Consider the following 18,414-nt stretch of genomic DNA (forward strand, 5'->3'; position numbering starts at 1 on the left):
CTCCTCAGGGAGATTTTCTTTTGTTATTATTCTTCCCACTCAAGCTTTTCTAAAAACTCATATACATCTTCATGCAGCTGGTCACGCTCTTTATCAAGAGTAATGACGTGGCCGGATTCTTCGTACCACTTGAGCTGCTTTAGGTCATTCTCCACTTCATTAAAAATGATATTCGCGCTGTCCGTGTTGATCATATGGTCATGTCGTGCCTGAACAACAAATGTCGGGGAGTAAATCATATCCACATGATTGCGCACATCCGCGATCAGCTCCTGGAGTGCCTTTAATGTATTCATCGGTGTTTTCTGGAATTCTTCCATTTCCTGCTCAATTTGGTCTTCCGTCTTTCCTTCAAGTCTTTTATATTCTCTTGCGTAGCTCAGAATTCCTTCATACATGACTTCTTCGCTTTTTATGTACATAGGTGCGCACATCGGGACAATACCCTTTACAGGTACAGTGTAACCCAATTTAAGGGAAAATACGCCGCCAAGTGAAAGTCCGGCCACTGCAATTTCTTTATGCCCCTTATTTTTCAGAAATTCGTACCCTTCCATCACATCTTTCCACCAGTCTTCCGGGCCTGTATGAACAAGCTCTTCGGGCGGAACCCCATGCCCCTTATATTGCGGTGCATGGCATGTGTAGCCCTTCGTTTCAAGAAACCTTGCCATCATTCTGACATCTGCTGTATTTCCGGTAAAACCATGCAGCAGCAGGACTGCTCTTTTTCCATCTCCAAATGTAAACGGTTTTGGTGCAACAACTCTCATTGATAAAACTCCTTTTACCTTATGATTCCTATAATTTTATTAATCAAACGTTTGATTGAACCTGCATTCCTTATTTTTAGCAAACAGCGGGGGAACATGCCAATAAAAAGCTTTCTTAGCCAAAACTGCCGAAGAAAAATAAAAGCCTGACCTTCTGAAGGCCAGGCGCTGCGTTCATTTATATCGCAAAATAAGAAACTAACACAGTAAGCACAAAGAATAAGACAGAAAGAACAACCGTGATGCGGTGAAGAACCAGATCAATACCGCGTGCTTTTTGCTTTCCAAAAAGCTGCTCTGCTCCCCCTGAAATCGCACCGGATAGACCTGCGCTTTTACCAGATTGAAGGAGTACAACTACAATAAGGCCAATCGAAACAATGACTAAAAGGGTAATCAATAATGTATGCATGAAGCCACCTCCTGAAAACGTACAATCACATTATTCTTAATTTATCACATTTTGGTGGTATTCACAATAAGATTTTGAGGTTCGCACAAGAGTGAAAGTAAAATCCTTTTTTGTGCATCAGGCAGCTCTTGGCCAAACCATCAAAAAAACAGCCGCCCCAGCCGGGACGGCTGCACAAGCAAGATTACTTGCTCAAGTTATAGAAAGATTTTAAGCCATCGTATACAGCTAAGTCGCCAAGCTCGTCTTCGATGCGAAGAAGCTGGTTGTATTTAGCGATACGGTCAGTACGGGACATTGAACCAGTTTTGATCTGGCCAGCGTTTGTTGCAACAGCGATGTCAGCGATTGTCGCATCTTCTGTTTCACCTGATCGGTGGGATACAACTGCAGTGTAGCCGGCACGCTTCGCCATTTCGATTGCTTCGAAAGTTTCTGTTAATGTACCGATTTGGTTTACTTTGATCAGGATTGAGTTGCCTACGCCCTGCTCGATTCCTTGAGCAAGCTTCTTCGTGTTAGTAACGAACAAGTCGTCACCAACAAGCTGAACTTTTCCGCCGATGCGGTCAGTTAATAGCTTATGGCCTTCCCAGTCGTTTTCGTCAAGACCATCTTCAATTGAGATGATAGGGAACTCGTTTACAAGCTCTTCGTAGAAGTTAACCATATCTTCTGAAGTTAAACCAGTGCGGCCTTCGCCTGCAAGATCGTATTTGCCGGTTTCTTTGTTGTAGAACTCAGAAGAAGCAACGTCCATTGCAAGATAGATGTCTTTGCCAGCTTCGTAGCCAGCGTTAGAGATTGCTTCGATGATAACTTCAAGAGCTTCACGGTTAGAACCAAGGTTAGGAGCGAATCCGCCTTCGTCACCTACAGCAGTATTAAGACCTTTTCCAGATAAAACTTTTTTCAATGAATGGAATACTTCAGCACCCATGCGGATGGCTTCCTTGAAAGTAGGAGCTCCTACAGGCATGATCATGAATTCCTGGAAGTCCACGTTGTTGTCAGCATGAGATCCGCCGTTGATGATGTTCATCATTGGTGTTGGAAGCTGCTTCGCGTTGAAGCCTCCAAGATAACGGTATAAAGGAAGTCCTACAGACTCAGCAGCTGCATGTGCACAAGCCATGGATACGCCAAGGATTGCGTTTGCGCCAAGCTTGCCTTTGTTTTCAGTTCCATCTAACGCGATCATTGTGCGGTCGATGCCAACCTGGTCTGTAACGTCCAAGCCGATTACAGCTTCTGCAATCAGGTTGTTCACGTTGTCTACCGCTTTTTGAACACCTTTTCCAAGATAACGGGACTTGTCGCCGTCACGAAGTTCTACTGCTTCGTGCTCACCAGTTGATGCTCCAGAAGGAACAATCGCGCGTCCAAAGAATCCTGATTCTGTTAAAACTTCAACTTCAACTGTTGGGTTACCGCGTGAATCCAATACTTCACGTGCATATACTTGTTCGATAAATGGCATAGTAATTCTCTCCTTTATGATAAAAAATTGTAATCGACAATATTCGGGTGGTGCCTGTCACCAGTTATTTTTTCAGTAATGAGGTTCCTGTCATTTCAGCCGGTTTTTCCAGTCCAAGCAGGTCCAGAACTGTTGGAGCAAGGTCTCCTAAAATTCCGTCTGTACGGAGTTCTGCGCCGTCCTGTGTGACGATGACTGGAACCGGGTTTGTTGTGTGGGCAGTCATCGGGCCGCCTTCTAGCGTAACCACCTCATCGGCATTTCCGTGGTCAGCTGTGATGATCGCTTTTCCGCCTTTTGAAATAATCAGGTCAACAATTTTGCCAAGGCATTCATCAACAGTCTCAACCGCCTTAATCGTTGGCTCAAGCATGCCTGAGTGCCCCACCATGTCCGGGTTGGCAAAGTTCAGGATGATCGCATCGAAATTGTCAGCTTCCACTTCCTTCAGCAACGCGTCCGTCACTTCATAAGCACTCATTTCAGGCTTAAGGTCATAGGTAGCTACTTTCGGTGAGTCGATCAAGATCCGCTCTTCGCCAGGGAATTTCTCTTCCCGTCCGCCGCTCATAAAGAACGTTACATGAGGGTATTTCTCTGTCTCTGCAATGCGGAGCTGTGTTTTTCCGTTTTGCGCTAAAACCTCACCCAGGGTATTATCAAGGTTTGTCGGTTTGAAGGCAACATATCCGTCAACCGTTTCACTGAAGTGGGTCAAACATACGAAATATAAGTTTTCAGGATGTCCAGGCCCTCTATCAAAGGAACGGAAATCTTTATTTGTAAAAGTATTCGAAATCTGTATTGCCCGGTCCGGACGGAAGTTATAGAAAATAACTGCATCATCCTTCTTAATTGTTGCAACCGGCTTCCCATCTTCTGCAGTAATGACAGATGGAATGACGAACTCATCAAAGATACCATTTTTATAGTTATCTTCAACTAAATCCATGGGATCGCTATAAGCAGGGCCATCTCCATACACCATGGAACGGTAAGACTTCTCAACACGCTCCCAGCGTTTGTCGCGGTCCATGGAATAATAACGGCCGGAAATCGTCGCAAATTTGCCGACTCCGTATTCTTTCATTTTTTCCTGAGCTTCTTTAATATAGCCTGCTGCGGTTTGCGGCCCAACATCACGTCCATCCAGGAATCCATGAACATAGACATTCTTCACGCCTTCCTCAGCAGCCATGCGAAGCAGGGCAAATAAGTGCTGAATATGGCTGTGAACGCCTCCATCTGACAGAAGTCCCATCAAATGAAGATCCGTGCCATTCTTTTTCACATGATCAATCGCAGAACGGAACGTTTCGTTTTTCTCAAACTGTCCTTCACGAATGGCCACGTTCACTCTTGTTAAACTCTGATATACAATCCGGCCTGCACCGATGTTTAAATGTCCTACTTCCGAGTTTCCCATTTGCCCTTCCGGAAGACCTACTGCTTCGCCGCTTGCTGTCAGCGTTGCGTTAGGGTAGGTATTCCAGTAACGTTCGAAGTTTGGCTTCTTTGCCTGGGCAACGGCATTTCCCATCCGCTCGCCACGCAATGCGAAACCATCTAAGATGATTAATGCAACTGGAGATTTACTCATTCTTGCCTGCCTCCAATAATTGAAGGAAGTCTGTAGGCTGCAGGCTGGCTCCGCCAACAAGAGCTCCATCAATATCAGGCTGGCTCATATATTCTTTAATGTTTGCAGGCTTTACGCTGCCGCCGTACTGAATGCGGACTGCATCTGCCGCAGCCTGTGAAAATTGCTTAGCAACAACAGAGCGGATATGTGCACATACTTCATTCGCATCTGCAGAAGTTGAAGATTTGCCAGTTCCGATTGCCCAGATTGGCTCATATGCAATAACAGTCTGCTTTACCTGCTCTTCAGTTAAGCCATTTAAGGCCTTCTCAACCTGTGAGCCTACAAGATCCATTGTTTCGCCGTTTTCCCGCTGTTCCAGCGATTCACCGACACAAACGATTGGAGTTAAGTTGTGTTTGAATGCAGCCAAGGTCTTTTTATTAACAGCCTCATCAGTCTCATTAAACATCTCACGGCGTTCTGAATGGCCAAGGATTACGTATTTCACCCCAAGATCTTCAAGTGCCACAGGGCTGACTTCACCTGTAAAAGCGCCGTTTTCTTCAAAGTGCATGTTCTGTGCGCCGATTTCAACATCTGAATCCTTTGAGTTTTCGACAAGACGATCAAGGAATAAGGCAGGAGCACATACAACTGTATCTACCTGCTCCTTCCCAGGAACTAAGCCGTTAATTTCTTCAAGAAAGACTTTCGCTTCCGGAAGTGTTTTATGCATTTTCCAGTTTCCTGCGATAATTGGTTTACGCATGTTGCACGTCCTTTCATGCATTTTTATTAGTGTCCTATATTCGACAAATTTCGGGTGGTGCCTGTCACCAATATTATTTATCGTTTAAAGCAACTACACCAGGCAGGGCTTTTCCTTCCATAAACTCAAGGGAAGCGCCTCCGCCTGTTGAGATATGGCTCATGCGGTCTGCAAGATGGAATTTTTCAACTGCAGCTGCAGAATCGCCGCCGCCAATGACTGAATATGTATCATTTGCTTCTGCTAAAGCCTCAGCCACTGCTCTTGTACCGCCTGCAAATTTATTTAATTCGAATACACCCATTGGTCCGTTCCAGATAACAAGCTTTGAATTCTGGATTACATCGCTGTAGATATCGCGTGTTTTAGGTCCGATATCAAGTGCTTCCCAATCAGAAGGAATTTCTTCGATTGCTACTGTTTTAATATTGGCCTCTTCAGAAAAATCGTCTGCCACAACGACATCAACAGGCATGTAGAAGTTCACGCCTTTTTCTTTCGCTTTTTCCATAAACGATTTGGCAAGGTCAATTTTATCTTCTTCTAATAGTGACTTTCCTACTTCATGGCCGTTTGCTTTTACAAATGTATAAGCCAGCCCTCCGCCAATGATCAGGTTGTCTACCTTTTCAAGAAGGTTTTCGATTACGCCAATCTTATCTTTAACCTTTGCACCGCCGATAATAGCTGTAAATGGGCGTTCAGGATTTGAAAGAGCTTTTCCAAGTACATCAAGTTCTTTTTCCATCAGGAGTCCTGATACGGCAGGAAGATGATGCGCAATTCCTTCCGTTGAAGCATGCGCACGGTGTGCTGCTCCGAATGCATCATTTACATAGACATCTGCAAGCTCAGCAAATGCCTTTGCAAGTTCAGGATCATTCTTTTCCTCGCCAGCATAGAAACGCACGTTTTCAAGGAGAAGAACATCGCCTTCACTTAACGCGTCAACCATAGCTTTTACAGAATCGCCATATGCTTCATCCGCCTTCTTCACTTCTTTGCCAAGAAGCTCGGACAAACGCTTTGCTACTGGTGTTAAACGCAATTCTTCAACAACTGAACCCTTCGGACGGCCCAAATGGCTGGCTAAAATCACTTTTGCACCCTGGTTCATCAAGTATTCAATCGTTGGAAGAGCTGCTTTGATGCGAGTTTCATCCGTTACTTGTCCCTCTTTCATGGGAACGTTGAAATCAACCCGGCAGAATACACGCTTACCTTTTAACTCCACATCTTTAACGCTTTTTTTGTTCATAGCAAAAGGACCTCCTTACCAGAAAAGCGGAAGCGCCTTGCCTGACGGCTCATAGATTCAAGCCTCCAGGTTCCGGAGCTAAGCACCATCCCGGTTAAATAGTTTTACTTAAAACAAAAGGGAGAGGGAATGTTTCCCTGCTCCCCTTTTACCCTTATCCATTATAGACGTTAGCGAATTGAATATCCAACAAGTTGAGGTGTTTTTCCGGAGAAAAAATTCATCTTATGAATGCTTCGCAAAACGAATATTTTCGTGAAAATTAAAGTCCTTTTTGAGCGATGTAATCAACAAGGTCAACTACACGGTTAGAGTAACCAGATTCGTTATCATACCAAGAGATTACTTTTACCATGTTGCCTTCCATAACCATAGTAGAAAGTGCATCGATTGTAGAAGATGCAGGGTTTCCGTTGTAGTCGCCAGAAACTAATGGCTCTTCGCTGTATGCAAGGATGCCTTTCAGATCGCCTTCAGCAGCTGCTTTAAGAGCATTGTTTACTTCTTCAGCAGTTACGTCTTTGTCAAGCTCCACAACAAGGTCTACAAGAGAAACGTTTGGAGTTGGAACACGCATAGCTCCACCGTTCAATTTGCCTTTTAGTTCAGGCAATACTAGAGATACTGCTTTTGCAGCTCCAGTAGTTGTAGGAATGATGTTTTCTGCTGCTGCACGTGCACGGCGGTAGTCCTTGTGAGGCAAGTCAAGGATTTGCTGGTCATTTGTATATGAGTGAACAGTTGTCATCATACCGCGTTTGATGCCGAAGCTGTCGTTCAATACTTTTGCAAATGGAGCCAGGCAGTTTGTTGTACAAGAAGCATTAGAGATTACATGATGGTTTGCAGCATCATATTTCTCGTGGTTAACACCCATAACAACTGTGATATCTTCGTCAGATGCAGGAGCTGAGATAATTACTTTCTTAGCACCAGCTTCAAGGTGTTTCGCAGCGTCAGCACGCTTTGTGAAACGTCCAGTAGATTCTACTACTACTTCTACGCCAAGATCTCCCCATCCTAATTGAGCAGGATCGCGCTCTGCAATAACTTTTACTTTATGGCCGCCAACAACAAGATAATCGCCGTCAACTGTTACTTCTTCATTTAGAGTTCCGTGTACGGAATCGTATTTTAAAAGGTGTGCCAGCATGTTTGCATCTGTAAGGTCATTTACTGCTACAACCTCTACGTTAGGGTTTTTAAGAGCTGCACGGAAAACAACGCGCCCGATTCTTCCAAATCCGTTAATACCAACTTTAACTGCCATGATTATTTCCTCCTTGAAAAGGTAGATTTTATATTTGAAAAGGGATTACCCTTTTATCAACTGTTTTGCTGCACCCTCATCTGTCACTAAAATGGTAGAGGATGGTGCCCGTTTCATGTATGCAGCGATGGCTTTTGCCTTTGTGGAGCCGCCTGCCACTGCAATGACATGTTCAATTTGTGATAGGTCATCCAGCTGAAGGCCGATGGTCTGAACCTTATGTACAACCTCGCCGCCTTCGTTGAAGTAATAGCCAAATGATTCACCGACTGCTTTGGCTTGCTTGATTTTAACCAAATCTTCTTCACTGGTTTTGCGGCGTTCCGCCATTGTAATAGCGTCCCCAATCCCGTGCAGAACCATGCTTGCCGATTTGATCTGGGTGATTACTTCTTTAATATTGGGTTCTTTAATAATGCTTTCATACATCTCCCTGCTTACCTGGTCCGGCACATACAGGACACGGTGCCTGGAATCAGTATGATCAGCCATTTTGGCACAAATGGTGTTAGCCTGGTTTTTAACATCTTCGCCTATTCCGCCACGAGCCGGCACAAACAGCCAATCGCGTTCAGCAAGATCAGGAGTCAGCATCTCCGCTACGGCTGCCATTGTGGATCCGCCGGTAACTGCGATGATATTTTTTCCTTTGAGCCTTGATTTCATACACATTGCTGTGGCTCTGCCAAGCTCCTGCTTCACCCATGGAGATTCATCGCTGTTTCCGGAAACAATGATCGCCTGGCGTATGCCAAGCTTTCGTGATAATTCCTGCTCCATTACGGCTATACCCGAAATATCTCTCATTATTCCTTCAAGAGCTTCGAGTAATTCTTTGCCATCGGAAGAAAGGCTCATTCCTGTACTTGAAATGCGGATCAGGTTCTGGTCTTTTAGAAATTCAACCTCACTTCTCAGCACTCTTTCCGTCAAACCCATACTGACTGCAAGGCTTCTTCTTCCAACCGGCTCCATCAGCCCTATATAATGAAGAATCCCATAACGCTTCTGCATAACCGCAAGCATATCAGGCAATAATCTTTTTTGAATATCAATTAGTGAGTACATCCGGAAAGCTCCTTCATCATATGTGGTCATTTTTTGTCCCGCACAGACATATTATGTCCCACTTACCGTAAAAAAAATCACCCTTGCTTCTCCTCAATAATAGCAAGAGTGAGTATTGAAATCAACTGATAAAACTCAGTTTTTTTCTGTAAGCGCTTCACCTACTGTAATGGGATCAATATGCCCGAACTGCACTTCACGCCCATCAATTTCAACAACCGGAATCATGAGTCCGTACTTCTCAGTCAGGTCATCGCTCTCATCAATATCTTTTTCAATTAACGTAAATTCATATTCTTTCTCCAATTCAACTAATACACTCTTAGCTTTATCACACAGCGGGCATCTGCTGCGTGTGTAAAACACTAACTCTGGCTGTTTCAATCAGCAAATCTCCTTTATCAGTCATACCTTTTCCGTTTGGATGATGACGGGATGCCCAGCTGATCCCGATATTTTGCAATCGTCCTTCTGCTGACTACCATCCCCTCTTGTTCCTTCAGCAGCTTCACAAGCTCCTGATCGGATAAAGGCTTTTGTTTATTTTCTTTTTCTATCATTTTACCAATAATCGTCTTGACCTGCTGTGAAGACGTATTCTCATCAGATGTCGTTTTGATCGTGCTGGAGAAGAACGATCTCAGCTCATACGTCCCAAATGGCGTTTGCGCATATTTTTCCCGGACAGCCCTGCTCACTGTTGATTCATGAATGTCGAGTTCATCTGATATTTCCTTCATCGTCATCGGCTTCAGATATGCAGGGCCTTTAATGAAAAAGTCCTGCTGCTTTTCAACGATTTTAAGAGTCACATTTGCAAGAGTCTCTTTCCTTTGCTCAATGCTTCTTATAATCCACTGATAATCCTGCTGCTTTTCCTGCAGGAAGCGGCTGACATTTCGATCACCACTTGCCGAAAACTTTTTAAAATAAGGTTCATTAAAACTAATTTTAGGAAGCACTTCATCAAACACGCTGACGGAAAAAGAGCTGCCATCCCACTGAATAATCACGTCCGGTGTTATATAAGCGGATCTTTCACTCTGGAAGGATGAAGCCGGTCTTGGATTCAAGGTCTGGACAAGGTCGAATACTGCCTGTATGTCTTTAAGCTCCACACCGAGCTGTTTTGCGATTTCCTTCCATTTCTTCTCAGCAAAAAGAGTAAAGTAGTCATCTATAAGGATTTCAGCCAGTTCATTTTCTTCTGGCAATCTCTTAATCTGCAGGGACAGGCACTCCTGGAGATTCCTTGCGCCAACGCCGGCAGGCTCGAGTTCCTGCAGCTCTTCAAGCATCTGCTCCACTTTCTCAAGAGGCATCTTAAGAGTATCAGCTGATGCCTTTAGATCCGCCCGGAAGTAACCGTTTTCATCAAGACTGTCAATAAGATGCTCAATCACTTTTTGGTCATCCCTGTTTAATTTCAAATGAAGCTGCGATTTCAAATATTCATCAAGCAGCATGGTCTTTCCGCAGCCAATCTGCTCAATCCAATTTATTTTATCTTTTTCTGCTTTTATCCTCGTCGGTTTGACACGGTCATAACGGGGATCCATCGTCTGGACATGACCGGACTCTACTTTTAAAAGGGGATTTTCAAGCGCCTTGCTTTCCAGGAAAGCAGAAAGCTCCTGTGTGCTGTATTGCAGAAGAGCAATCGCCTGCGTCAGCTCCTGTGTCATTGTTAATTTCATTGTCTGCTGCTGCCATAACCCAGCTTTCAAATTCATCGTACATTCCCCCTGTCCCCATTTTACAATATTCACAGAAAATGTTGTATGGAAATATGCTGGCAATCCCCAATTGCACCGGCACTTCTTTCTGAATACTTCACAATATGCATGGCTGAGGGGGGAATATTCATTTTTTATGGTGAAACCTGCGGATTTTAAGGATTTTTTTGAAATTCAGGCTTAAATTCAGGAAGTTTTTTAAATTTATGTGCGGATAGTGGAATTTTATTTGCGGATCAGGCCCATTTACTTGCGGATAAATTTTTTTATGTGCGCATAGAAGGGATTTATGTGCGGATAGCGTAAAAAGTAAAAACTCCCTGTCCATATCAGACAAGGAGTTTTGGCAGCGCCCTCGGCAGGAATCGAACCCACATCTCAAGAACCGGAATCTTACGTGCTATCCGTTGCACCACGAGGGCATGTGTTTTATTAACTGGCTGACCAGGCGCTCAGCCGCTACGATAACTAATTATATGCTATGTTTAATCACTTTGCAAGCCTCCTTTTAGTTTTAAAAATCGGAACAATGGGTATCATGGAATGAGATAGAACATCACAGAAAAAAGTGTCGAACAAATCAGGGGCTATTTCCATGCGATTCGTTTGACCTTAATTGACCATCAGTGTATCATGATAATACATAGGAGTTAAAAAATTTTCTTTACTTGGAAGAACATGCTTGTTCATCTTGTATGTTGACCTTATTTTGAAGGAGGAATTGGAAAATGAACTTAATCCCTACAGTTATTGAACAAACAAATCGCGGGGAGCGTGCTTATGATATTTACTCCCGCCTTTTAAAAGACCGCATCATTATGCTCGGAAGCGCAATTGATGATAATGTGGCAAACTCCATTGTTGCCCAGCTGTTATTCCTTGAAGCAGAAAACCCTGAAAAGGACATTTCCATTTACATTAATAGCCCTGGCGGAAGCATTACAGCTGGTATGGCTATTTATGATACGATGCAATTCATCAAGCCTAAGGTACAAACCATTTGTATCGGTATGGCTGCATCCATGGGTGCATTCCTTCTTGCAGCAGGTGAAAAAGGAAAGCGTTTTGCTCTTCCAAACGCTGAAGTTATGATTCACCAGCCACTTGGCGGTGCACAGGGACAGGCGACTGAAATTGAAATCGCTGCAAAGCGCATCCTTTTCCTTCGCGAAAAATTAAACACGATCCTATCAGAGCGCACTGGACAGCCGCTTGAAGTCATTGCAAAAGACACAGACCGCGATAACTTCATGACAGCTGAAAGAGCTCTTGAATACGGTTTGGTTGACCAAATCATTACAAGAAACTCTTTGGATGAAAAGAAAGATAAATAATATGCATAAAAAAACAACTCGCATCTTCCCGATGCGAGTTGTTTTAGTTTTCCTTCTGAATATAGTTTGCAAGTGCTTCGAGAGCTTCGTTTTCGTCGTTCCCCTCAGCCTTCAGGGTAATGACTGATCCTGAGCTTACAGCCAGGCTCATTAGCCCCATAATGCTTTTCGCATTTACCTTCTTTCCATCCTTCTCCAGGAAAATATCGGATGAGAACCGATTGGCCTCTTGTACGAACAATGCCGCCGGACGGGCCTGCAATCCTGTCTTTAGCTTAACTTCTACCTGTTTTTCTGCCATTGTATATCTCCTCCCTGCTGATGCCTCTGTCAGTGAGCATCTATGGTGCTTCCTGCCCTGAGTTTCTCAGCGATTTCGTCTATTTTTCTTAATCTGTGATTAATGCCTGATTTGCTGATATTTCCGCCTGAGACCATTTCCCCAAGCTCCTTTAAGGTGACATCCTGGTATGCTACACGCAATTCGGCTATTTCTCTCAGTTTGTCAGGCAGAACCTGAAGTCCAACTGTCTGGTCAATAAACCGGATATTCTCCACTTGGCGCAAGGCAGCCCCGATTGTTTTGTTTAAGTTCGCTGTTTCACAATTCACGAGCCGATTGACCGAGTTTCTCATATCGCGGACAATCCGGATGTCTTCAAACCGGAGCAGTGATGCATGTGCTCCGATGATATTCAGGAATTCCGTTATTTTTTCGGCTTCCTTTAAATACGTGATATAGCCTTTTTTCCGTTCAAGCGTTTTGCTGTTCAGCCCGAACGTATTCATCAGTTCACAAAGGGAGTCGTTATGCTCCTTGTAAAGTGAAGCGATCTCCAGATGATAGGAGGAGGTTTCCGGATTATTAACCGATCCCCCGGCAAGGAATGCACCGCGCAGATAAGAACGCTTACAGCATTTCTTTTTTATGAGCTCTTTGGAGATATCGTGTGTAAATACGAATCCCTCACTTAAAATTTTCAGGTCATCAAGAATCATGCTGGCCTGTTCCGACAGCCTGACAATATATACATTGTTTTTTTTCAGCCGCATTTTTTTCCGGACCAGGAGCTCTACCTGAACGCTGTAATTCCTTTTAATCAGTGTGTAAATCCTTCTTGCAATGGCTGCATTCTCCGTCTGGATATCAACGATCAATTTCCGGCTGGAAAAAGAAAGTGAACCATTCATCCGGATCAAGGCGGACAATTCCGCTTTGCCGCAGCAGTCTTTTAATTCCAGGTTCGTCAATTCTTTTTTCGTTTCCGAAGCGAAAGACATCCCTTCACCCCCTATCTGTAAAAGTGCTTAGCCAGAGACATATAAAAAGATATTCTTCACTGAGCAAACGTATGCACAGTTTATTTTTTTACTGACAAAAGCCCTTTTACACCTTTATATTACGCGTTAAAACGCCTATTGGTTTCATGTAAAATTAAATTATAAAGCATTTGGGCAACCTCTTTTGTATCATGGCGTATGATCCCGCCTTCGTGGCTGACAATTTCACCGTGCATAATATTAAGGCCCAATTCGGCTAGAGCACCTGTATCATACACAACAGGCCTTGCCTTTTCCTCGCTGTACCGCTCCTGAATATGGGCAGGAATTTCTTCATTGTTTACCAGGATGGTATTAATAAAAGCACAGCTCATATGATCATAAAGTGCTTTTACATGGTCACTTGCTGTATAATCGAGCGTCTCGCCTGCCTGTGTCATTAAATTGCATATATAGACTTTTTTTGCTCTCGATTGACAGACCTCACGTCCGAGCCTGGGAACAAGCAAGTTTGGAAGAATACTTGTATATAAGCTTCCAGGGCCAATGATGATCATGTCAGCCTGTCTGATTGCCTGCAGTGATTCAGGCAGGGCTTTAATATTTTTAGGAGTTAAAAATACCCGCTTGATTTTTTTGCCGGAATAAGGAATTTTTGATTCTCCCGATACGATAGTCCCGTCTTCCATTTCAGCGTGAAGGACCACACTCTGGTTCGCAGCCGGCAGCACCTTTCCCCTTACATTTAACACCTTGCTCATTTCCTGAATCGCATGAACAAAATTTCCTGTAATCGAGGTCATTGCCGCGAGAATTAAATTGCCAAGCGAGTGCCCGGACAATTCATTGGATGTCGCAAAGCGGTGCTGGAACATCTCCTCAATGAGGGGCTCTACGTCTGAAAGAGCGGCCAGCACATTGCGGATGTCACCGGGCGGCGGGATATGAAGATCATTTCGCAATCTTCCTGAGCTGCCGCCATCATCGGCTACTGTCACAATGGCAGTAATATCAACAGGGTACTGCTTCAGTCCCCTTAAGAGGACAGGCAGCCCCGTTCCTCCGCCGATGATGACGATTCTTGGCTGTCGGTTCATTTGATGTGTTCCTTTCTCCTGTCGATGTCACGGTGGGTAATTGCCGTATTGTAATCCTTGCTGAAGTAGTCTGCAATATATTCCGTCAGCGCTACCGAACGGTGCTGGCCTCCCGTACAGCCAATTGCCACAACCAATTGAGCCTTCCCTTCCCGCTTATAATGCGGAAGCATAAAGCTCAGCAGCTCCGTAACCTTCTCAAGAAATTTACTGGTTTCAGTCCATTTCAGCACATAGCCCGATACCTCTTCGTCCAATCCTGTCTTCGGCCTCATATGCTCAATATAATGGGGATTCGGAAGGAACCGGACATCGAATACCAGGTCGGCATCAATGGGAATTCCATGCTTAAAGCCAAAGGACATGACGTTAACCGTAAATATGGTTTTTTTATTCAATGAGAATTCCGTAAGAATTTTCTCACGCAATTCCCTCGGTTTCATTTGTGACGTATTATAAATCAGCCGGGCCCTGCCTTTTAATTCCTCGAGCAGCTCCCGCTCAAGCTTGATGCCTTCAAGAGGCAATCCCGATGGTGCAAGGGGATGGAATCGTCTTGTTTCTTTATATCTTCTGACGAGTGTCGAATCATCCGCATCAAGATATAAAATCTGCGGAGTGACCCAGGATGTCTCGGACAATTCATCGAGCGCCTTAAACAGGTGGTCAAAAAACTCACGGCCGCGCAAATCCATCACCAATGCCACCTTATTCATTTTATTCCCGGATTCCTTCATAAGTTCAAGGAATTTAGGAAGCAGCGTCGGCGGCAAATTGTCTACACAGAAGAAGCCAAGATCTTCAAAGCTTTGGATGGCTACTGTTTTCCCTGCTCCTGACATTCCCGTAATAATCACCATTTGAGTATCATTAACTGCACCCGTACTCATTTTTGTTTCCCCCTGTATCTGTCAAATTCAGCTTGGATCCAGCCTGTAACTAAGCAATTCAAAATCCGGCGTATACGTAAATGTTCCATAAATCATTCCCTGGCCATGAATCATATACTCCAGAATATGCGAATCACCGGCAGCCATCGGCAGATTCTTTATCTCTGAAAACGGATGCCAGCGAAGCTTGCCTTCCTCTGATTCATCCAGGTTCAGTCCATCAGAAGCTGTAGCCAGAAAAGTAAACATCATCCATTCCTGTACAACCTTTTCGCCATCCTTCATGATGAACGTAAAAATGCCCTTAATATTCGGATTGCGCAGATAGATGCCTGTTTCTTCCCTGAACTCACGGATGCACGAGTCCCTCACTGATTCACCCGGCTCCATCTTTCCGCCCGGAGCCACCCACCAGCCTCTTCTCGGCTTTTGTAAAAGCAATACTTTATCGTCTTTCAGTAACACACAGTTCGTGACTCGCTGCAACACATTTCACCTCTAATTTCCAAAATCATGCTGTTGCCGCCTTTTTCATTTAATCGCTTAAGTAAAGGCTGGCTAACGTGCTTTTCTTATTCTTTTCATTATACTATTTTTGTCTTAGAGCCACAATGAATACAGATTTCTAAAAAACTTCTTCAAACCATACTTTATTTACGCAAAAAAAAGAGCACAGACATGTGCCTGTGCTGTAAAAAGGATTATATCTTTAAAAGGGGGTCAATTTCTATTCCTATACTACCCGAAATTTATTTCATCAAGGTTACAGGAGAATTAAAACCCCATGACTTTTTGTAAATCTTTTCAACCAGTGGCTATTTTTTCTAAAAATTATTTCTTCTCTTTCAGGCTTTCCATTAATTCTTCCACATAGTGCTGGGCGCTTTGGGCAGCGATGCTTCCATCACCTGTAGCTGTAACGATTTGGCGAAGAGATTTTTCGCGGATATCTCCTGCTGCAAAAATGCCTTCCACCTTTGTTTCCATTCTTTCGTTTGTTTCGATATAGCCATTGCTGTTCGTGATGCCAAGGCTTTCAAATGGCTTGGAAAGCGGAACCATGCCGATATAGATGAATACACCATCTGCCTTGAATTCTCTTTCTTCGCCTGTTTCAGCAGAAACAAGCGTTACGCTTCCTACTTTTCCGTCCTTATCATTAACTTCCTTCACTGTCGTGTTCCAGATGAAGTCAATTTTGTCATTGTCGAACGCACGCTGCTGCAGGATCGCCTGCGCACGAAGCTGGTCCCGTCTATGAACGATAGTCACTTTAGAGGCGAAACGCGTCAGATATACGCCTTCCTCAACAGCAGAGTCACCGCCGCCGACAACCACAAGCTCTTTGCCTTTAAAGAATGCTCCATCACAGACTGCACAATAGGATACGCCGCGTCCGCCAAGCTCTTTCTCACCAGGGATACCAAGCTTTTTGTACTCGGCACCAGTAGAAATGATGACTGAGCGTGTTTTATATTGTTTCGATCCGGCAACAACCGTTTTGTATTCTTCGCCGTCAATGATTTCTTTAATATCTCCATACGCATATTCAGCGCCAAACTTCTTCGCATGATCGAACATTTTGGTGGATAAATCCGGCCCTAAAATATGGCCAAAACCAGGATAGTTTTCCACTTCTTCTGTATTGGCCATTTGCCCGCCCGGAACACCGCGTTCGATCATTAGAGTAGACAAATTTGCACGAGATGTATATACAGCAGCAGTCATTCCTGCCGGTCCTGCGCCAGCGATAATGACATCATAAATTTTTTCTTCAGTCACAGCGATTCACTCCTTCAGTAATCAGAAATCCAGTAACTAATCAAACACTTTATAAGTACGCATATTATAGTATGACCTTCTTACTGTTATCCTATAAAATTGGCACGTGTTCCGTCCAAATATCTGCTCACTGAAGGCGGTCATTCACCGATTTTACATATTTGCCCATCGTCGAAGCGGAAATGCCGTATCTTCCTGCAATGTTTGACTGGGAAACCTTTTCGTTCCGAAGCTTATGCCAGACATACTCAATGGCTGCAGCCCAGGCATTTTTGTTTTTAATATTCTGCCGGTTATTTGTCAATTCTGCAAAAATAGTAAACCACATTAAATAAAGTCCGGCTTCCACCGTGCCGATCGGGTGGAAGTTTTCATAAAACAGCTGGGCTGTTTCGTGCGCAGCCTGAACCCGGGCAGGCGCTTCCTTCTCAGTTTTAACGAAAGAAAGGTACTCCTTCTCAACAGCTGAAAACTTATTGTTTTGTAAAATAGCTTCAGAGGTGAGAATTTCATCTCTTCTGCTGGATACCGATGTTAGGAAGAGGCCGAATAACCGCTCTTCAATATAGTCGCTTTCCAGCTTTTTCAATATGGAAGAGTAATGGTCTTCAAAGCCGCTGCTGGTTACTTTTTCATCGTTCCAGGGCTCGAAGCCTTCTTTTTCCGGATTGATTTCAATTGCCTTCTTCCATGCTGATTTCGCCAGCTCTTCGCGTCCTGTAAAATAGGCGGAATAGGATAGCCAGTAATAAAATGGTCCGTCCCCTTCAAAGCCTTTCTTCTGAAGCTTGCGAAGCCATGCAAAGGAAGCCTCATACTCGCCGGTCAGAGCAAAAGTGGCACCCAGCTTGAACTGGTGTTCAACCGAAAGCGGCTTAATTTTTTTCAGAGCCTCTTTTAACAGGCGCACCTGCCGGAAATCCCGCTCGTAAAAAGCAAAGACCAGCTTGTTGCAAAGAGCATGGAGATTGCCCGGATTTTCTTCCAGTACCTTCTCTAAAATATCTGATGCCTTTTGCACTTCTCCAAGGTAAAAATACGCCAGGGCCAAATTATTGTATGCGGACCAATACTCCGGATACTCATCAATAACAGAGTTCAGAATCTCAACCGCTTTTGGAAAATGGCCGGACTCCAGCAATTCCCGTGCATGTTCCTGCTTCGTAATCAAATCATCCTGCTCGTACAGCTCGTCATCCAAATCATCCGCTTCAAGCGTAAGAAGCTCCAGCAGATCCTCTGTATCTTCCGTAAACTCTCCGTCCTGATCCAAATCCAGATACGTATTGGCATGTGTGTAAGCATCTTTAAAAAGACCCATATGAGCATAGTTGTTGGCAAGGAAATAATGGCACTCCGACATATCCTCATCAAGCTCTTCCAATATCATATGAAGCAGCTGATTCGACTCCTGATACTCACCCATTTCTGAATGAACAATCGCAAGCTGGCAGACAATCATCGGTTCACCCGGCTCAAGCTGCATAGCCCGCATTAAATATTTCTTCGCTTTATGAAAATCCCTGCGGTGGTACGCCTTAATCCCTTTGGAAAAATAGTACTCACCATTCGGGATAAATGACAGTAACTTTCCCTTTTGGTGTCTAGCTTTAGAGTCTTTACTCATGAAATCCTCCATAAATGTTAGTAACTAAAGTAGTATATCACACGAACAAGCC

18 protein-coding genes and 1 tRNA gene are annotated in these 18,414 nt (G+C 44.1%); 1 reads left to right on the forward strand and 18 read right to left on the reverse strand.

What is annotated here, in order from left to right:
- Window positions 1–26 precede the first annotated feature (26 nt).
- The 11 genes from BK139_RS11960 to BK139_RS12015 form a co-directional block, all read right to left on the reverse strand.
- Window positions 27–773, reverse strand: a complete 747-nt coding sequence (locus BK139_RS11960; RefSeq protein WP_076258930.1) for an alpha/beta hydrolase — start codon at window positions 771–773, stop codon at window positions 27–29.
- Between the two features lie 178 nt (window positions 774–951).
- On the reverse strand, window positions 952–1,185 hold the full coding sequence (gene secG / locus BK139_RS11965) for a preprotein translocase subunit SecG (protein ID WP_035329304.1): 234 nt from the start codon (window positions 1,183–1,185) through the stop codon (window positions 952–954).
- Between the two features lie 184 nt (window positions 1,186–1,369).
- The gene (gene eno, locus BK139_RS11970) at window positions 1,370–2,665 is read right to left on the reverse strand and encodes a phosphopyruvate hydratase (protein ID WP_048008419.1); all 1,296 of its coding nucleotides are present in this window, start codon (window positions 2,663–2,665) and stop codon (window positions 1,370–1,372) included.
- Between the two features lie 64 nt (window positions 2,666–2,729).
- The gene (gpmI, locus tag BK139_RS11975) at window positions 2,730–4,265 is read right to left on the reverse strand and encodes a 2,3-bisphosphoglycerate-independent phosphoglycerate mutase (RefSeq protein ID WP_076258933.1); all 1,536 of its coding nucleotides are present in this window, start codon (window positions 4,263–4,265) and stop codon (window positions 2,730–2,732) included.
- The gene (tpiA, locus tag BK139_RS11980) at window positions 4,258–5,019 is read right to left on the reverse strand and encodes a triose-phosphate isomerase (protein ID WP_076258936.1); all 762 of its coding nucleotides are present in this window, start codon (window positions 5,017–5,019) and stop codon (window positions 4,258–4,260) included. Before tpiA ends, gpmI begins: the two co-directional genes overlap by 8 nt.
- Before the next feature lie 73 nt (window positions 5,020–5,092).
- A complete protein-coding gene (locus BK139_RS11985; protein ID WP_076258938.1) occupies window positions 5,093–6,277 on the reverse strand; it encodes a phosphoglycerate kinase in 1,185 nt (394 codons plus the stop codon).
- Between the two features lie 262 nt (window positions 6,278–6,539).
- Window positions 6,540–7,547, reverse strand: a complete 1,008-nt coding sequence (gene gap / locus BK139_RS11990) for a type I glyceraldehyde-3-phosphate dehydrogenase (protein ID WP_076258940.1) — start codon at window positions 7,545–7,547, stop codon at window positions 6,540–6,542.
- A 45-nt stretch (window positions 7,548–7,592) separates the two neighbouring features.
- Complete coding sequence (locus BK139_RS11995) at window positions 7,593–8,615, reverse strand: sugar-binding transcriptional regulator (RefSeq protein ID WP_076258943.1); 1,023 nt, start codon at window positions 8,613–8,615, stop codon at window positions 7,593–7,595.
- Between the two features lie 135 nt (window positions 8,616–8,750).
- A complete protein-coding gene (locus tag BK139_RS12000; protein ID WP_076258945.1) occupies window positions 8,751–8,999 on the reverse strand; it encodes a glutaredoxin family protein in 249 nt (82 codons plus the stop codon).
- A 17-nt stretch (window positions 9,000–9,016) separates the two neighbouring features.
- Window positions 9,017–10,348 (reverse strand): RNA polymerase factor sigma-54, encoded by a 1,332-nt coding sequence (rpoN, locus tag BK139_RS12005; RefSeq protein ID WP_076258947.1) that lies wholly within the window; start codon window positions 10,346–10,348, stop codon window positions 9,017–9,019.
- A gap of 353 nt (window positions 10,349–10,701) precedes the next feature.
- Window positions 10,702–10,773: transfer RNA gene (locus BK139_RS12015), tRNA-Arg, on the reverse strand.
- A gap of 306 nt (window positions 10,774–11,079) precedes the next feature.
- On the opposite strand from BK139_RS12015, the gene clpP reads away from it, so the two are divergent.
- Window positions 11,080–11,685 carry an ATP-dependent Clp endopeptidase proteolytic subunit ClpP gene (clpP, locus tag BK139_RS12020; protein ID WP_061791821.1) on the forward strand — a complete coding sequence of 202 codons (606 nt, stop codon included), beginning with the start codon at window positions 11,080–11,082 and terminating at the stop codon, window positions 11,683–11,685.
- Window positions 11,686–11,728: 43 nt separating this feature from the next.
- On the opposite strand, the gene BK139_RS12025 is transcribed toward clpP, so the two are convergent.
- The 7 genes from BK139_RS12025 to BK139_RS12055 form a co-directional block, all read right to left on the reverse strand.
- On the reverse strand, window positions 11,729–11,986 hold the full coding sequence (locus BK139_RS12025; protein WP_009331822.1) for an HPr family phosphocarrier protein: 258 nt from the start codon (window positions 11,984–11,986) through the stop codon (window positions 11,729–11,731).
- A 29-nt stretch (window positions 11,987–12,015) separates the two neighbouring features.
- Complete coding sequence (gene whiA, locus BK139_RS12030) at window positions 12,016–12,966, reverse strand: DNA-binding protein WhiA (protein ID WP_035329289.1); 951 nt, start codon at window positions 12,964–12,966, stop codon at window positions 12,016–12,018.
- Between the two features lie 119 nt (window positions 12,967–13,085).
- On the reverse strand, window positions 13,086–14,063 hold the full coding sequence (locus BK139_RS12035; protein WP_076258951.1) for a gluconeogenesis factor YvcK family protein: 978 nt from the start codon (window positions 14,061–14,063) through the stop codon (window positions 13,086–13,088).
- A complete protein-coding gene (rapZ, locus tag BK139_RS12040) occupies window positions 14,060–14,953 on the reverse strand; it encodes an RNase adapter RapZ (RefSeq protein ID WP_076258954.1) in 894 nt (297 codons plus the stop codon). The genes BK139_RS12035 and rapZ overlap by 4 nt, the downstream gene beginning before the upstream one ends.
- A gap of 27 nt (window positions 14,954–14,980) precedes the next feature.
- Entirely contained in the window at window positions 14,981–15,439 is a 459-nt protein-coding gene (locus tag BK139_RS12045) for an 8-oxo-dGTP diphosphatase (RefSeq protein WP_035329286.1), read from the reverse strand.
- A gap of 345 nt (window positions 15,440–15,784) precedes the next feature.
- Window positions 15,785–16,735 carry a thioredoxin-disulfide reductase gene (trxB, locus tag BK139_RS12050; protein WP_061791823.1) on the reverse strand — a complete coding sequence of 317 codons (951 nt, stop codon included), beginning with the start codon at window positions 16,733–16,735 and terminating at the stop codon, window positions 15,785–15,787.
- A gap of 127 nt (window positions 16,736–16,862) precedes the next feature.
- Window positions 16,863–18,362 carry a tetratricopeptide repeat protein gene (locus BK139_RS12055; protein ID WP_076258956.1) on the reverse strand — a complete coding sequence of 500 codons (1,500 nt, stop codon included), beginning with the start codon at window positions 18,360–18,362 and terminating at the stop codon, window positions 16,863–16,865.
- Between the last annotated feature and the right edge of the window lie 52 nt (window positions 18,363–18,414).

This window comes from Paenibacillus sp. FSL R5-0490 (assembly GCF_001956215.1).
Classification (GTDB): domain Bacteria; phylum Bacillota; class Bacilli; order Bacillales; family Cytobacillaceae; genus Cytobacillus.

Excerpts from the sequence above, each read along its gene's own strand:
- gap (WP_076258940.1), bottom strand. The coding sequence starts at position 7,547 with ATGGCAGTTAAAGTTGGTATTAACGGATTTGGAAGAATCGGGCGCGTT.
- gpmI (WP_076258933.1), bottom strand. The coding sequence starts at position 4,265 with ATGAGTAAATCTCCAGTTGCATTAATCATCTTAGATGGTTTCGCATTG.
- rapZ (WP_076258954.1), bottom strand. The coding sequence starts at position 14,953 with ATGAGTACGGGTGCAGTTAATGATACTCAAATGGTGATTATTACGGGA.
- eno (WP_048008419.1), bottom strand. The coding sequence starts at position 2,665 with ATGCCATTTATCGAACAAGTATATGCACGTGAAGTATTGGATTCACGC.
- rpoN (WP_076258947.1), bottom strand. The coding sequence starts at position 10,348 with ATGAATTTGAAAGCTGGGTTATGGCAGCAGCAGACAATGAAATTAACA.
- BK139_RS12025 (WP_009331822.1), bottom strand. The coding sequence starts at position 11,986 with ATGGCAGAAAAACAGGTAGAAGTTAAGCTAAAGACAGGATTGCAGGCC.
- whiA (WP_035329289.1), bottom strand. The coding sequence starts at position 12,966 with ATGTCTTTCGCTTCGGAAACGAAAAAAGAATTGACGAACCTGGAATTA.
- BK139_RS12055 (WP_076258956.1), bottom strand. The coding sequence starts at position 18,362 with ATGAGTAAAGACTCTAAAGCTAGACACCAAAAGGGAAAGTTACTGTCA.
- clpP (WP_061791821.1), top strand. The coding sequence starts at position 11,080 with ATGAACTTAATCCCTACAGTTATTGAACAAACAAATCGCGGGGAGCGT.
- tpiA (WP_076258936.1), bottom strand. The coding sequence starts at position 5,019 with ATGCGTAAACCAATTATCGCAGGAAACTGGAAAATGCATAAAACACTT.
- BK139_RS11985 (WP_076258938.1), bottom strand. The coding sequence starts at position 6,277 with ATGAACAAAAAAAGCGTTAAAGATGTGGAGTTAAAAGGTAAGCGTGTA.
- BK139_RS11960 (WP_076258930.1), bottom strand. The coding sequence starts at position 773 with ATGAGAGTTGTTGCACCAAAACCGTTTACATTTGGAGATGGAAAAAGA.
- secG (WP_035329304.1), bottom strand. The coding sequence starts at position 1,185 with ATGCATACATTATTGATTACCCTTTTAGTCATTGTTTCGATTGGCCTT.
- BK139_RS12035 (WP_076258951.1), bottom strand. The coding sequence starts at position 14,063 with ATGAACCGACAGCCAAGAATCGTCATCATCGGCGGAGGAACGGGGCTG.
- BK139_RS11995 (WP_076258943.1), bottom strand. The coding sequence starts at position 8,615 with ATGTACTCACTAATTGATATTCAAAAAAGATTATTGCCTGATATGCTT.